We start from the raw sequence: 15426 nt of genomic DNA, 5'->3' as shown, positions 1-15426 counted from the left end.
GACTGCCTTTTGTGTTTTATAGAAATTCTTTTATTTCTTAATGACTTTATCTTTAAAAATCACTTTATTATTTTCTGTAACGGTATAGAAATAAACTCCAGAAACTAGATTATTAACCGCAACAACGGCTGTACTTACTTCAGATTCATTTTTAACGCTAATTGGGTTTCCAATGGCGCGTCCGTTAAAATCGTACAATCTAATTTTTAAATCTCTTCCTTGCGTTGTTTTAATATCAAAATTTAAAACATCTGTAGCAGGATTTGGATAGGCTTTTACGAAATATTTGTTTTTACCAAAATCAGGCGTAGAAAGCACGTCTTGTTTCAATTGGAAACGAGCCATTACTGGGGCATGATCTGAGGTTGTTGAGGTATAATTTGCAAAATCATTTCTTGGATCATAAACCCAAATAGAATTTGCAATATATTGATCTGATAATTCATTAGAAACAATAATATGATCTAAGAAACTTGGCGGAGTAAAATTTAAATACGTAACCGCACCTGCGTTGCTAATTCCTAATGTCAATGCATTATAATTTGCTGTATCATCCACAAATTTTTGGTATGATGATGGAGTACTTGAATTTCCAACCCACATTTTCACATCGTCATTCAAATCTCCTAAAAGAATAAGATTTGTATCTGCGTATTGTGCATCTAAGGCATCTTTTAAGTATTCAACATCATATTTACGCTGATCGTATTTTATTATCTGAGTTCCACTGTTTGCACGTGCATGAAGATCAACCAAAGTAATGTTTTTTGTAATACCGCCAATATTCGTTTCCAATTCTACTACATACGGTAGACGTCCAGAAGAGAAAAAGCTATCGTCATTTTCTTGAGGACTATCTGGTCCCGGATAATTTGGCAATACTACAGTGTGATCAAGAATTTGGTCATAAACTTCTTTAAACAATACTTTTGTGTTTTTTACAGACGTAGTTTGCGTATTGTAAAGCACAACTAATTTCTGTGGCGGAAACTTTGGATCAGGAAGTCTCCAAGAATAAGACCATGAAGTGCAAATGACTTTATCATACGTTTTCCCGTTCCCATTGATCTTTTGAATTAAAATATCAATTGAAGGATCATCTGAGACTTCTTGAAGCGCATAAACATCAGCATTTAATTTATTCATCACTTTGGCCACATTCTCAATTTGCAATGGATCGTTTACAGGACCAAATTCTTCTCCGTTACTGCCTATTACTTCTGATCCAAAAAACGATACGTTATAAGTTACAACATCAAAAGTATCTTCTTTTAATATAGAAGAACCCATAAACGAACCAATTTGTTTGTTAAGCGATGTTCCTGTAATAGTTAATACCTCCGAGAACATTGGCTCTTTTGTTGTTGGAGCAAATCGTGCATAAACTGTCTTCCCTGCTTCTGCATCTGCAGCAGGAACGATAATACTTGATGAAAATGAAATGTTATCTGCTGATAACTGGAACGGAGCTGGCACTGTAATAGTAATATCGCCATAGCCTACAGCATTAAAAACAAAAGACTGACTCGCAGAAACCGAATTTGGGCTTACATCTGCAAAATCTAAACGTGGATTCGAATCCAGATATTGTGACTCATTTGTAACCGCAAAATCATCAAAAGACCATTCTGCCGCGTTTCCACTTCCACCAGAAGCTGTTTCGTAAACCCAAGCCAAATAGGTATGATTGGTTTTATAAGCCGTTAGGTTTATATTTTCAGATTTTGCGTAAGTTCCTGTAATACCTGGAAATTTACCCTCTAGCTCGATCCAATGTGCTGTATTTGGATCGCTTACTCCATCATAATTAGCAGAAACCATTAATTTTAAAGAAGGGCCCTCATAGAATTTACGAGAATAAAAAGATAACAATGGAATTTGGCTAAAACTATCTAAACGCAATCTTGGAGAAATCAACCAATCTTTACTTGCTCCACTATCCGAATATCCGTTTACTAAAACCGCTCCAGTTCCTGAATTAACATTTCTTGTTTGAGTTGTATGTGACCATTTGTTTATAGGCCCAGCCTCATTGTATTGTACCCAATTGCTGTTTACAAAAACATTTGGATCATCAAAGTTCTGCACAAAAGGATTTACCCCGAGAGCTGTTAAATTAACAGTCTTCGTTGAGCCTCCTGTTGTTTCATGAGTTATTGTGCCAGTAAAACTGCCCACTGAAGTTGGAGTGAATTTTACATAAACTGTTGGAGTTGCGCCAGAATCAAAATCAGTAGGAACAAATGTTAGAGATGATGAGAATACCGCATTATCTTTTGAAATTGTAAAATTTCCAGATGCAGTAACCACTACATTTGCAGTAAGATCTGAAGCTCCAATTTGGTAATTTTTAATTAAAGCATCAAAATTAGGTTCCGTTCCTCCTAAATTCAATACAGTAACAGATGGAGATATTGCAGGAGGCATTACATTTAAAGTTGTAACATCTAGTTTATTAACCGATGCCTGAATATTTCCAGCGATATCTTCTGAGATAGAAAAAATAGAATAGGCGGTATTTAAAGTCAACCCTGCAAAACTTTTTACATATTCCAGAGATGAATTTGTAACATCAAAAATTCCTGATTGCAAAGCTGCCACTCCATTTGAATCTTGCCCCGCTTTTATTTGTGCAACTGTTGGTTCTGCACTTCCTGCTGGCAATAGAATGTAGTATGTTTTTCCTGCTTCGTCAATTTTATTAATAAAGTCGAAACTTTCGCCTAAAACATTAGCTGTTTTTGGATAACCTGTAATATTTGTTGGTTCAAATATATCTTTTTTAACAGTAACATCCTCAATTGCAAAAGCAGGACGAGAACCTCCCCCTGAAACCTGTCTTGTTAACCATCTTATTTGCACTATTGGCTGATTATCACATTCTGCTGGTAGTGTTACTTTTATATGTCCTGTTTGGAGAGGATCGGCTTCCTTTATACGTGTTGTTGTATTATTAAGAAAAAAAGTTTCTGGTAAGTTTTTAAAATTTCCTGTCTGGCCCACACGATATTGTAAAGTCATCTCGTTAATACGAGAATTTGCAGTTGTACCGCTAACTGTGCCATATGGATTACGAATTACGATAACATCATATTCCACTTGTATTCCTGTATCATTATTAGCATCTAAAGCAAGAACTATTGACTGATCAAGATAACTTCCTGCATTCAAAAAACCTATTTTTTGGTTATAATTATAAATATTCCCGCTTGCGGAAGTTGCCGAACCACTAGCCGTGAGAGCTTTGTCTGACAGAACTGTTGTCGTAAAATCTGAAGGTGTTGTTATACCAGAACTTGTAGGTGTACTAGCATTCCAACCTTGAAAACCATCTGGAAAGGTAGTTGAACTTGCTCCTAATCCATTAAAATTTTGAAAATACGGTATGTCTTGCGGTGCTGGATTTGTCTGAGCAAAAAGATCTCCCGAAAAAAAGCCAAAAAAACATAAAAGGGCCAAAAGATGGCGCGAAAAGTAAAGTTTTTTCATACGTTAAAAAATAGAGTTTTTAGAAGTCAAATTTAGAGCCTTTAAAGTTAAGCCAATATTACAAAAACATAAATTTAACGTTTACTTATTTATCAATATAATTCAATAAAGCTTAACACATCATTAAAGATTATAAAATAAAATCAACAAAAAACAGCTATTATAAAACATTATTCAAAACTCAAAAACATCAACAAACACTTTACTTCCTACAAATATAGCAGGATTTTAAACTAAAAAAAGCAGCAAACTTGCGCTTACTGCTCTTCCAATTGTTTATGTTATTTACTCTAATAAATACTAAACTGCTGTATAACCTCCATCGGCTATAATATAACTTCCTGTGGTGAAAGAAGATTTTTCAGAACTTAGAAATGTTACCAGTTCGGCAATTTCTTCTGCGGTTCCTAAACGGTTCATTGCAGATTTTGCTGCCACGGCCTGCATCATTTCTTTATTTAAATTATCTTTTAAAAGCGCTGTTTCAATATAGCCAGGTCCAACAGCGTTGCATCGAATATTTTTCTGTGCATATTCTACCGCTATATTTTTTGTTAAACCAACAACAGCGTGTTTAGAAGCTGTATATGCTGGACTAAGTGGAGCCGCGACTTGTCCGTGAATCGAAGCGATATTTACGATGCTTCCTCCTCCGTTTTTCTCCATTTGTTCCAATTGGTAACGACAAGCATAAAAAACACCGTTTAAGTTTAGCGCAATAACTTTGTCCCAAGCTTCAGGCTCATATTCTCCCGTTGGTTTAGCTGGCCCTCCCATTCCTGCATTGTTGCAGGCAATATCCAAACGACCATATTTTGAAACCGTAACCTCAACCATATGTTTATTGTCGCTAGCACTCGACGAATCTCCTTTTACAAAAAAAGCTTCTCCGCCCTTTTCTTTTATTTTATTGACGGTTTCTTCACCGTGCTCAACATTTATATCAGATACTACAACTTTTGCTCCTTCTCGAGCGTACGCTTCTGCAACTGCGCGACCGATTCCAGATCCTCCGCCAGATACAAAAGCTACTTTATTTTCTAAAAGTGCCATTTTATATATTTTTAAATTGATTCCTCTAATTTACGAAGAACTCAAGGGATACAGAAGCTTTAAAAAGAGTTTACAATAACATTAACGCTTACCGCTAATGTTATGTTATTTGATACTAAATTGACTCGATTTTGCTGAAAATTTCGTATTGTCTTATTCGTCTTCATCCAATTTCATATTCCCGCGATCCTTATGATTATCGGGATGTGAGTTTGGATATCGGTTTGCAGTAATATCAGAGTTGCGATCTTTATTCTCTACGGTTTTCTCAGCCTCTTCATCTGTTTTTACTCCACGATTCGAATTTGGATTATCCGGATTGGTTTGATGCACAGCTTTATGAATATCTTCATTTTCATTTCTAGCTCTTTCGACAATCTTTTTATCGCCATCTCTATCTGTTATCAATTCTCTGTTCAATTTTGCATCTTTTAATTCATCATCGTGCGAAACGTTTTTTCCTTTAGATTCGTCAATATTTTTCTGCGTTCCGTTTATCTTTTTGGTTCCTAAATTATTCGTTTCCATAACAATTTCATTTTAAATTTAATTTATAATATTACGAATTCTGACTCCGAAAAAATTATGACTTCAGATTGCTTTTCTTTTATAATTGCCACCTGCATTTTATTTTATTATCTTTATTTAAAGCAACTTAACAAACTAATTATTATGAATTTCTTCCAAATAAAAACCAGCTGGTCTAATTCTTAATTCATCTTGATCAAACTTTGTATGGCTTCTGCTTATATTTTAGTCGGAAGCTATTTTCATGAATTTTTCGAAAACTATTACGCTATTTTAATCGGCGTTTTTATCGTTACCGTAATCTGGTTTGTATACCAATGGCTGAAAAAAATGAAATCGCAAAAGCTGTAACGAGATTTAATTTTAAAGAAACTATCTTTGCAAAAAAATAAAAAATGCACCGACACTTCATTCTTTTTAAACCTTACGGCTACTTAAGCCAATTTATTTATGAATTAAAAAGAAAGAAAAAGCTTTTGGGCGAACTACATGATTTTCCTGAAGGAACTATGGCAATTGGAAGATTGGATGAAGATTCTGAAGGTTTGCTTTTGCTGACTACTGATGGCAATATGAGCGAATTGGTTCGCAGCAAAAAAGTAGACAAAGAATATTACGTTCAGGTTGATGGCATAATTACGCCAGAAGCCATTGAAAAATTGCAAAATGGTGTCGAAATTGGCCTTGACGGTGGAAAATACAAAACCAAACGCTGTAAAGCTTCTATGGTAACCGAGATTCCTGATTTTGGTCCTAGAGCAAAAAAAATCAGAGACGAACGCCACGGCCCGACTTCTTGGGCTTCTATTACAGTTCGTGAAGGTAAATTTCGCCAGGTTCGAAAAATGACTGCTGCAGTTGGTTTTCCGACTCTTCGTCTGGTTCGTGTTCGAATAGGAAACGTATATTTGCAAAACCTAAAAGCAGGTGAAGTGCGTGAAGTTTCCGATTTTGAATTAGATAATTAATTAGATAATGTGTCAATTTGATAATTAGATAATTCAATTCATAACTCATAATTTATAATTCATAACTCAAAAAGATGCTAAACGTAGTTCTTGTAGAACCAGAAATACCAAATAATACCGGAAATATCGGAAGATTGTGCGTTGGTACAGAAAGCCGACTTCATTTAATTCATCCGTTCGGATTTGTAATTAACGACAAAAACCTGAAACGTTCGGGATTGGATTATTGGGTTCATCTTGATGTAACAGAATATCAAAATGTAGGAGAATGGATTGCACAAATTCCAGATCATTCGCGTGTATTTTTAATGAGTTCGCACTCTGAAAAGTCCTATTTGGAAACGGAATTTCAAGATGGCGACTGGCTGGTTTTTGGAAAAGAAAGTGTGGGGTTGAGCAAGGAGTTTATGGAGAAATTCGAAAATCACTTAACAATCCCGATGTCTCCGCTTATTCGCAGTTTTAATATTGCCAATTCGGTTGCATTTGTAATTGGAGAAGCAAAGAGACAAATTGGATTGAAAAAATAACTGTTTCGAACTCCTGCAAGGTTTTAGAAACCTTGTAGGTGTTTATAAATTCGTAAATGCAATTCAGACCTACAAGGTTTCTAAAACCTTGCAGGTCAACAAAAAATTCCTAACTCACAATAAACTTTCCTTTTTCAGCATCAAAAACAATATGTTCGTCTTTGAATAAATTGCTGAAACTTCCATTCGAAATTAAATTGCAAGGCTCATCTTGCACTATATTTTCTGGTGTCATCATAATCATTTCGTCGCTTAGCTGAATGGCTAGATCAATATCGTGAGTGGAGAATAAAATGCATTTTTGTGTTTCCTGAGTCAGTTTCTTCAATAGTTTGAATAAAGAAACTTTGTGCAGTAAATCTAAATGTGTTGTTGGTTCGTCTAGTATTATCAATGGCGTATCTTGCGCCAAAGCTCGTGCAATTAAAGCTTTCTGCAATTGTCCGTCGCTAATCTGAAAATGCTTTTTTGAAGCCAAATGTTCGATTTGAGTTAGCCTCATTGCATCCTGAACTTTCGTGATATCTTCATCAGACAATTTATCGACCCAATTGGTATAAGGCTGACGGCCTAAAGCCACTAATTCAAAAACAGACAGATTACTTGGCGGCAGTTTTTCGGTTAAAACCAAACTCAGATTCTGCGCCAATTCTAAAGGCTGATAATCAGAAATCTTTCTTTCATTCAAATAAACATTTCCTGACAGTGGCTTTTGAATTCCAGTAATGGTTCTCAGTAGCGTTGACTTCCCTATTCCGTTTGCTCCTATTAAAGTAATTAATTTTCCCGAAGCTAAATTTAGATTGAGGTTCTCAGCAATAGTCGTAACACCTTTCTTGGATTTATATCCAATATTTAAATTTGAAGTCGATAGAATTGTTTTCATTGCGGATATTTTTTAACACATAGAAACATAGATTTTATTTTTTCTCTGAAAGTTAAACTGAAAATTTACTTGTAAATTAACACATAGCCTTTGAGCTTAAAACTTTGGCAATAATTTAAAATATTCATTTACAAATGTCTTCTGGCCTTCTTTGAAGATATTAAAGCAATTAAAGTTAATTAGAATTCCCTTTGGCGCTTTTAAAAGTTTCATATAAGTCATTAATTGTGCTTCATATATAGGATTTAGTTCTGATGAGGCTTTCAATTCTAGAACTAAACAGTTTTCAATAAATAAATCACATTTTAAATTCGCGCTTAATTCTTTATCTCTGTAAATCAATGGCACATTCATTTCTGTAAAAAAATTTATTCTGCGATAACTCAGTTCTTCTTTCAAACATTCGTGATAAACACTTTCTAGCAATCCTTTTCCAATAGCTTTATGCACTTCAATACATGCACCAATTACATTAAAACTTAATTCATCTAAATATTTCTGTGTAATCATTACCTTCAATTTTAATGACACTTTTTAAATTACCGCAAAGGCTATGTTTATTTCAAAAAAGTGAAACGCCTTTACTAAGCTTTCTAAATCTATGTCTCTATGTGTTTAAAAATTAAAGATAGTAAGCTTTGTAGGTTTTTACCTAAATATTTCTTTTTCTAACTAAAAGCCAAACCACAACCGGTGCGCCAATTATAGAAGTAACTGCATTTATTGGAAGTGTTACGTCAAAGCCGGGCATTTGTGAGACAATATCACAAAACAGCATTATGATAGATCCGAAAAATAAAGTGCTCCAGAATAATATGGTATGATTACTAGTCTGAAAAGTCAGTTTTGCAATATGGGGAACTGCTAAACCAACAAATGCAATTGGTCCTGCAAATGCGGTAATGGCTCCAGATAAAATGCTGGTTGCGAAAATGATTATTAGCCTTGCTTGTTTGAAATTTAATCCCATGCTTTTAGCATAGTTTTCGCCAAGAAGCAATGCGTTTAAAGGTTTGATACTTTTGGCACTTAATAGCAATCCGATTCCAACACAGAATGTCAAAACCACAATGGTTGTCCAAGAAAGGTTTCCGAGATTTCCCATTGACCAGAAAGTAAATTTCTGCAGCTGTTCTGCGGTGCTAAAATAAGTTAGAACACTTACAATTGCGGTTGTAAAACTTCCAAACATCAAACCGACAATTAAAATTGCCATTGTATCTCGCAAACGCTGAGAAACGACTAAAACCAGAAATAAAACTAAAGTACTTCCTAAAGTAGAAGCCAAAACGATACCGTAAGAAGACAGTGCGATTACACTCAAAAAAGAAGGCAGAAATCCTGCTCCTAAAATCACAAAAGCAACGCCTAGACTTGCGCCAGAACTCAATCCTAAAACATAAGGCCCAGCAAGCGGATTACGAAATAAAGTCTGCATCAAAAGTCCGCTCATTGAAAGGCCCGTTCCAACTAAAACGGCTGTAATTGCTTTTGGCAAACGGTAATTGATAATAATATATTCCCAAGTTGATTTTGCCGCATGCCCTCCCGTTAAACTGGCAAAAACATCTTTTAGCGGAATGGTAACCGATCCTAAACTAATGCTGGCAAAAAACATTACTAAAAGACTTAACGCCAAAACGGCAAATAAAATGGTATTTCGTGTTTTACTTACCAAAATTAATTCAGTTTAGAAGCAAAAGTAAATTCGTAGCTCGTCAATAAATCAGGATGGAAAATCTTAATATAATCTTTCAAAACCAAATCTGGTCGGCTTGGCGCCAATTCATAATAAACCGTCCCTCCTGTTGCTCCCAGTTTTCCTTCAAAATTGTAAACACTTTTATTTTTAAAAGCATCAAATTCGGCATAATGCGGATTTGCTTTTTGCAATTCGTCCAAACTTCTAAAAGAGCCCGACGCAATCCATACATTGGCATCTTTCGCTTTATCCAAAACTTTTTCAAAAGACAAACCTTCGCTTCCTGTCCCCTCTAGATCAGCCCATAAATAATTAGATTTGGCATCTTTCATAAACTGCGCAACCCAGCTGTTTCCTTTTGCAACATACCATACATCTTCGTACATCGTACCATATAAAACCTTCGAAGTTGCAGGCTTATCATGAACCAGTTTTTTTGCTTGATTGTAACTGTCTACTATTTTATCAAACAGCTCTTTCGCTTTAGCTTCTTTTCCGAACAAAGCGCCGTACAATTTAATCCATTCTGCTTTTCCAAGCGGAGATTGTTCCATCCAATCACCCTGAATCAATACATTCAATCCGCTTTTTTTAAGATTATCCAGCATCGGATTATTGTTATCAATACCAAAAGTAACAATCAAATTGGGTGACAATTCGATTAATTGTTCAATATTCAATTTTTCATTTTGTCCAACGTTTTTCACAGAACCTTTATCAATTAATGCTCTCGTTTTTTCAGAAGAAATATAATCAGTATGCGGAAATCCGACCAATTTATTCTCCACTTCCAGCATTTCTAAAAAAGGAATATTGGTCGTTGAAGTGACCACAATTGTTTCGAGAGGAACTTTTATCGAAGGATATTTTTTTAAGCTATCTGGAATTAGCGCTTCTTTTTCTTCTAAAATATAAGTGAATTTTCCCTTAGCATTTGGCCACGGATTGCTAACTTTCACAATCGAATAACCTTCGTTTTTTACAATGGAAAGTCCCGATGCAAATTCGATACTTTCTTTGGCAGCAATAGATTTTACAGTATCTTGCGTTTCATTTTTTTTACAGCTGATTACAATAAAAAGTAAAAAAACGACTTGTAATTTATGGAAAAAATATTTCATGTTTAATGTTTTGTGTGGTCACAAAGGTAAATCAATTTCTATTTTTTTTGTTTACCTTTATTCCTACAAATTTAAACAAATAGCCTTTTATTTGATGAATGTACCAAAAACAAAAATCTGCTCCAGTTGTGAAACCGCTTTTTCCTGCGGCGACACTTCACCCGAAAATAAGTGCTGGTGTAATGATTTCCCACCTATTTTCAATCTTTCAGACGGAGGCGATTGTCTTTGTCCTGCTTGCTTTAAGGAAGCTTGCGAAGATAAAATTGATGCTTATGTCGAAACTGTAACTCCCAAAAAGGCTCTTAATAATAAGGCTATGTTTTTGCCTAAATCTGATAATTTAATTGAAGGGATCGATTATTATATTGAAAATGGCAATTATGTTTTTAAAGCTTGGTTTCATCTAAAAAGAGGAATTTGCTGCGGAAATAACTGCCGACATTGTCCTTATTAGCAGTTATGAGTTATAAATTATAAGTTATGAGTTAGTGATCTTAATTAAATTTATAACTTGGCAGAACTCATAATTCATAATTCAAAAACTTATAATTAATCAAAATGATTTACTTGATAACCGGTGGCGAACGTTCTGGAAAAAGCAGTTATGCTCAGAAATTGGCTTTAGAACTTTCTAATTCTCCTTTATATGTTGCAACTGCCAGAAAATGGGACGCTGATTTTCAAAATCGAATTGATCGCCATCAGCAGGAAAGAGACGAACATTGGACTAATATTGAAAAAGAAAAATATCTAAGTGAAATTGATTTTTCTGGAAAAACGGCCTTGATTGACTGTGTAACGCTTTGGCTGACTAATTTTTTTGTTGACACTAAAAACGATGTGGCTTTAAGTTTAGAAGAAGCCAAAAAAGAATTCCTTGAAATTGCTAAACACCAAAATGCCAATATCATAATTGTAACAAATGAAATCGGAATGGGTGTGCATGCCGAAACTCATATCGGAAGAAAATTTGTCGAACTTCAAGGTTGGATGAATCAATTTATTGCGGCTAATGCTGATGAAGTTGTATTGATGGTTTCTGGGATTCCGGTTAAAATAAAAGGTTAAATTCCAATACAGAAATTCCAAATTCCAATAACTTAAAAGTAAATTCCAAGTTTTAAATTCCAAATTCCAAAGCTATACTTTATCTTTACTAGAACTTTTCCATTTTCGGATTTGGAATTTGGAATTTAAAAAATTGGAATTTAGAAGAATGAGCCATTTAGACGATATATTAAAATCACGCCGCGACACCCGACATTTTACTGCCGATGAAGTGCCCGACGAAGTAATTCAGAAAGCACTGCAAGCTGGACATTGGGCTCCGTCGGTCGGACTGACTGATGCTACAAGATATTATCTTATTAAATCGGATGAGGTTAAAACGTCTATCAAAAAGCTCTTTTTAGATTACAATAAAAAAGCCGAAGAACGCACTGACAATCCTGAACAGAAAGAACTTTACAGATCGCTTAAACTGGAAGCAATTGAAGAAGCGCCAATCGGACTTATCATTGCTTATGACCGTTCTGTTTTAAATCAGTTTACGATTGGAACTATTGGCAGCAACGAAGCTGTAAAATTCAGTTCAGTTTGTGCAGCGCAGAATATCTGGCTTTCGCTGACAGAACAAGGTTACGGAATGGGATGGGTTTCGATTTTAAATTATTATCAATTTAAAAAAATCCTCGATTTACCCGAAAATATAGAACCGCTTGGTTATTTCTGCATTGGAAAACCAGCTACTAATTATAACAATCAGCCAATGCTGCAGCAATTGCATTGGAAACAAAAATCTGAAGCTCCTATTTGTTCTGAAATTAAAGAAATTCATTCAATAGCTATTCCTGATTTGGATTTAAAATCAGAAAACAAAACCGAAAACAAATCAGATTTTCATTCTCTTTTACAGGAAAAAATAGATTCTAAAACTAAACCTGTTGGTTCTTTGGGCACTTTAGAATCTTTGGCTTTTCAGATGGCATCGGTTTTTGAAACTTTGAATCCGAAAATTATCAATCCAAATATTGTCGTTTTTGCTGCCGATCACGGAATTGCAAATCATGGCGTAAGCGACTATCCGCAAGACGTTACGCGACAAATGGTGACCAATTTTCTGGAAGGCGGCGCTGCCATAAACATATTCTGCAAACAAAACAACATCGAATTATCCATTGTAGACGCTGGAGTAAATTACGATTTCCCAACAAACGCAAAATTAATCGATACTAAAATTGCTAAAGGAACGCAGTCTTTTCTGCATGTTCCCGCGATGAGCGAAGCTGAATTTCAATTGTGTTTCGAGAAAGGAAAATCGATTGTCGAAAATATTGCAAAATCGGGCTCTAATTGTATTGGCTTTGGAGAAATGGGAATTGGAAATACTTCAACCGCTTCTGTTTTAATGAGCCTTTTAACTGGTTTTCCTATTGAAAAATGTATCGGAAAGGGAACTGGAGTTGAAAACGAAAAACTACTTCTGAAACAAAACTTGCTCAAAAAAGCAATTGATAATTATTCTGGTCAAGCCGAAATGCTATCGCAGCTTTCTTATTTTGGAGGTTTTGAAATTCTTCAAATGGCTGGCGGTATGCTTGAAGCTTTTGAAAATAAAATGTTGATTCTGGTTGATGGTTTTATTTGTACGGTTGCTTATTTAATTGCGTATAAAATGAATCCGAACATCAGGCAAAATGTTATTTTCTGCCACTGTTCTGCGGAAAAAGCGCATTCTGGATTGCTAAAATATCTTGAAGCAAAACCAATTTTAAATTTAGATTTGCGATTAGGAGAAGGTACTGGCTGCGCTGTTGCTTTCCCAATTTTGAAATCGGCTGAGGCTTTTTTGAATGAAATGGCTAGTTTTGAAAGCGCGGGGATTAGTAGGAAATAAATTACTTTTGTGTTTAATTTTAATACCTTTGATTGACAAAATCAAAATTATTAAAATATATTATACATGCCATTTACCAAAGTCTATATTCATTGTGTTTGGAGCACAAAAAACAGATTTCCATTTCTAAATTCAATCGACCTCCGGCAAAAAGTATGGCAACATATAAAAGAGAATGCGCTGAAAAAAGATATTTATCTTGACTTTATTAACGGATATACTGACCATTGTCATTGTTTGATTTCTTTAGGAACAGATCAAACTATTCAAAAAACAGTACAACTTTTAAAAGGAGAATCTTCATATTGGATTAATAAAAATCAATTAACGATAGATAAATTTGAATGGCAGGATGAGTATTTTGCTGTCTCAGTTTCAGAATCTATTGTAGATAAAGTTCGAGATTATATCAAAAATCAGGAAGAGCATCATAAAAAGAAAACATTTCAAGAAGAATATGAAGAATTTATTATCAAATTTGGATTTAGCAAATCTTCAAAGTTTGGCTAAAGGCTAATTCTTTGACACAATCTCGACCTCCAGATAAATCTGGAGGCAATTCAAATTTATTCCATAATTTTAATTTAAGAAATAGTTTTTACATCTGTTGAGTTTTTAATTCCAATCAATGAAAAATTAAAAAAATGAATTGCCAACATCTTTAGATGTTGGAACAAAATACTGGCATTCCAAAAGGCTTTAGCCAAACACACACGACTTTAATAGAAATAAATTTGGCTAAAGCCTTTCTTAAACAGCAATATAAAAACCAACATCTAAAGATGTTGGCAATTCATCAAAACAATTTTTTAAAATTTTATTTTTGAATTGCCTCCAGATTTATCTGGAGGTCATAAATTTGCTCCTAAGAGGGCTTTAGCCAAATAATTATAAATCAATGAAAAAAGAACTACATATTTTCTTTACCTGTTTGATGTTTTACACCAGAATTCCATGCCCAAAAAACATTACACATCATCCAGATTATTTAAATAAAGCCACAAGATATTTTCCTTTTATTGGATGGCTTGTTGGGAGCATTTCATTTTTTGTTTATTCTGCATTTGCCCTATTTCTCTCTACAGATGCAGCTGTAATATTAGCGATCATTGCTTCTATTTTAACAACGGGCGCTTTTCATGAAGACGGATTTGCCGATGTCTGTGACGGTTTTGGAGGAGGATGGACCAAAGAAAAAATATTAATGATTATGAAAGACAGCGCCATTGGTGCTTACGGAGCCATCGGATTGGTTTTGCTTTTTTTATTAAAATTTGAATTGCTTTCAGAATCTATTTTACTATTTCAAGTTTACGATTCTGAGGCAGTTTTAAAAATTTTTCTTTTATTTATTTCTGCTCATTCTTTGAGTCGTTTGGCAGCGATAAGTATTATTTTTACACATGAATATTCTCGAGAAGATGCTTCGAGCAAAAGCAAACCTATTGCCAAACAATATACTTGGAAAGAAGTTTTGGGTTCTTTCTTTTTTGGTTTAATTCCGCTCATTGTATTTTCTTATTTTGATTTGAAATTACTTTTAGCCATTATTCCCGTTTTTATAACAAGATATTTTCTAGCTCGATATTTTCAAAAATGGATCGACGGATATACTGGAGATTGTCTTGGCGCCACACAGCAGGTTTGTGAAGTGGTCTTTTACTTAAGTATCTTATTTTTATGGAAATTTATTTAGTTCGCCATACCGAAACCATTTGCGAAAAAGGAATCTGCTATGGACAATCTGATGTGGATATTGCTGAACCGTTTAATGAAATCTTCAGCAGAATTATTTCAGAATTACCTTCAGAAGCAGCTATTTTTTCTAGTCCGTTAAAGCGTTGTGTGGTTTTAGCTAAACACATTCAAAACAATATTAAAGCTATTTCATATCAGGAAGACGAACGCTTAAAAGAAATGAATTTTGGAGATTGGGAGTTAAAAAATTGGAATGAAATTCCGCCCGAGGAACTCAATCCGTGGATGGAAGATTTTGTAAACATCAAAGTTTCCAACGGGGAATCTTTTGTTGAATTGCATGAAAGAGTCGGACATTTTTTATCTGAAAAAATCTTAAAAATAGATCAGCCTGTCATCATTGTTGCACATGCCGGAATCATCAGAAGTATTTTATGTCATCAGACTTCGCTTCCGCTAAAAGAGGCATTTAATAATAAAGTAGATTTCGGAGAAGTTATAAAAATTGATTTTTAGAGCAAATTATTTATAATTTTTCATGAAACGCAAAAG

General features: G+C 34.4%; 16 protein-coding genes. 9 read left to right on the top strand and 7 right to left on the bottom strand.

All coding sequences use genetic code 11. The features are described 5' to 3' along the window. Positions 1-30 precede the first annotated feature (30 nt). The 3 genes from AC3E9W_RS13315 to AC3E9W_RS13305 form a co-directional block, all read right to left on the bottom strand. Positions 31-3489 (bottom strand): T9SS type A sorting domain-containing protein, encoded by a 3459-nt coding sequence (locus AC3E9W_RS13315; protein WP_488768734.1) that lies wholly within the window; start codon positions 3487-3489, stop codon positions 31-33. A 300-nt stretch (positions 3490-3789) separates the two neighbouring features. Further along, positions 3790-4542 carry an SDR family NAD(P)-dependent oxidoreductase gene (locus tag AC3E9W_RS13310; protein WP_306158966.1) on the bottom strand — a complete coding sequence of 251 codons (753 nt, stop codon included), beginning with the start codon at positions 4540-4542 and terminating at the stop codon, positions 3790-3792. A 153-nt stretch (positions 4543-4695) separates the two neighbouring features. Continuing rightward, positions 4696-5070 carry a hypothetical protein gene (locus AC3E9W_RS13305; RefSeq protein WP_456897247.1) on the bottom strand — a complete coding sequence of 125 codons (375 nt, stop codon included), beginning with the start codon at positions 5068-5070 and terminating at the stop codon, positions 4696-4698. Positions 5071-5277: 207 nt separating this feature from the next. On the opposite strand from AC3E9W_RS13305, the gene AC3E9W_RS13300 reads away from it, so the two are divergent. From AC3E9W_RS13300 to AC3E9W_RS13290, 3 genes are all read left to right on the top strand, one after another. Continuing rightward, the gene (locus AC3E9W_RS13300; RefSeq protein ID WP_488768733.1) at positions 5278-5421 is read left to right on the top strand and encodes a hypothetical protein; all 144 of its coding nucleotides are present in this window, start codon (positions 5278-5280) and stop codon (positions 5419-5421) included. Between the two features lie 44 nt (positions 5422-5465). Beyond that, positions 5466-6038 carry a pseudouridine synthase gene (locus AC3E9W_RS13295; RefSeq protein WP_306158970.1) on the top strand — a complete coding sequence of 191 codons (573 nt, stop codon included), beginning with the start codon at positions 5466-5468 and terminating at the stop codon, positions 6036-6038. A 74-nt stretch (positions 6039-6112) separates the two neighbouring features. Continuing rightward, positions 6113-6568 (top strand): tRNA (cytidine(34)-2'-O)-methyltransferase, encoded by a 456-nt coding sequence (locus AC3E9W_RS13290; RefSeq protein WP_488768731.1) that lies wholly within the window; start codon positions 6113-6115, stop codon positions 6566-6568. Between the two features lie 109 nt (positions 6569-6677). Here AC3E9W_RS13290 and AC3E9W_RS13285 read toward each other — a convergent pair whose 3' ends face one another. The 4 genes from AC3E9W_RS13285 to AC3E9W_RS13270 all read right to left on the bottom strand — a co-directional run bounded on the left by AC3E9W_RS13285 (position 6678) and on the right by AC3E9W_RS13270 (position 10277). Beyond that, a complete protein-coding gene (locus AC3E9W_RS13285) occupies positions 6678-7454 on the bottom strand; it encodes an ABC transporter ATP-binding protein (RefSeq protein WP_488768730.1) in 777 nt (258 codons plus the stop codon). Positions 7455-7550: 96 nt separating this feature from the next. Then, positions 7551-7964 carry a GxxExxY protein gene (locus AC3E9W_RS13280; protein WP_488768729.1) on the bottom strand — a complete coding sequence of 138 codons (414 nt, stop codon included), beginning with the start codon at positions 7962-7964 and terminating at the stop codon, positions 7551-7553. Between the two features lie 142 nt (positions 7965-8106). Then, positions 8107-9132: an iron ABC transporter permease gene (locus AC3E9W_RS13275; protein WP_306158979.1), complete on the bottom strand. Its 1026-nt coding sequence runs from the start codon at positions 9130-9132 to the stop codon at positions 8107-8109. Positions 9133-9134: 2 nt separating this feature from the next. Beyond that, positions 9135-10277 (bottom strand): ABC transporter substrate-binding protein, encoded by a 1143-nt coding sequence (locus AC3E9W_RS13270; protein ID WP_488768728.1) that lies wholly within the window; start codon positions 10275-10277, stop codon positions 9135-9137. A gap of 94 nt (positions 10278-10371) precedes the next feature. On the opposite strand from AC3E9W_RS13270, the gene AC3E9W_RS13265 reads away from it, so the two are divergent. The 6 genes from AC3E9W_RS13265 to cobC all read left to right on the top strand — a co-directional run bounded on the left by AC3E9W_RS13265 (position 10372) and on the right by cobC (position 15390). Next, positions 10372-10734: a C1orf53 family protein gene (locus tag AC3E9W_RS13265; RefSeq protein ID WP_488768727.1), complete on the top strand. Its 363-nt coding sequence runs from the start codon at positions 10372-10374 to the stop codon at positions 10732-10734. A 104-nt stretch (positions 10735-10838) separates the two neighbouring features. Then, positions 10839-11348, top strand: a complete 510-nt coding sequence (cobU, locus tag AC3E9W_RS13260) for a bifunctional adenosylcobinamide kinase/adenosylcobinamide-phosphate guanylyltransferase (RefSeq protein ID WP_488768726.1) — start codon at positions 10839-10841, stop codon at positions 11346-11348. Between the two features lie 148 nt (positions 11349-11496). After that, positions 11497-13176, top strand: coding sequence for a nicotinate-nucleotide--dimethylbenzimidazole phosphoribosyltransferase (cobT, locus tag AC3E9W_RS13255; protein ID WP_488768725.1), 1680 nt, complete (start codon positions 11497-11499; stop codon positions 13174-13176). Between the two features lie 66 nt (positions 13177-13242). After that, positions 13243-13686 carry an IS200/IS605 family transposase gene (gene tnpA / locus AC3E9W_RS13250; RefSeq protein ID WP_488768724.1) on the top strand — a complete coding sequence of 148 codons (444 nt, stop codon included), beginning with the start codon at positions 13243-13245 and terminating at the stop codon, positions 13684-13686. A 388-nt stretch (positions 13687-14074) separates the two neighbouring features. Continuing rightward, a complete protein-coding gene (locus tag AC3E9W_RS13245) occupies positions 14075-14872 on the top strand; it encodes an adenosylcobinamide-GDP ribazoletransferase (protein WP_488768723.1) in 798 nt (265 codons plus the stop codon). Then, positions 14857-15390 carry an alpha-ribazole phosphatase gene (cobC, locus tag AC3E9W_RS13240; RefSeq protein ID WP_488768722.1) on the top strand — a complete coding sequence of 178 codons (534 nt, stop codon included), beginning with the start codon at positions 14857-14859 and terminating at the stop codon, positions 15388-15390. The genes AC3E9W_RS13245 and cobC overlap by 16 nt, the downstream gene beginning before the upstream one ends. Positions 15391-15426: the final 36 nt, after the last annotated feature.

Source organism: Flavobacterium sp. 38 (assembly GCF_057799715.1).
The sequence above is the reverse complement of the archived record's forward strand: the minus strand, read 5'-3'. Positions and strand labels throughout refer to the sequence as shown.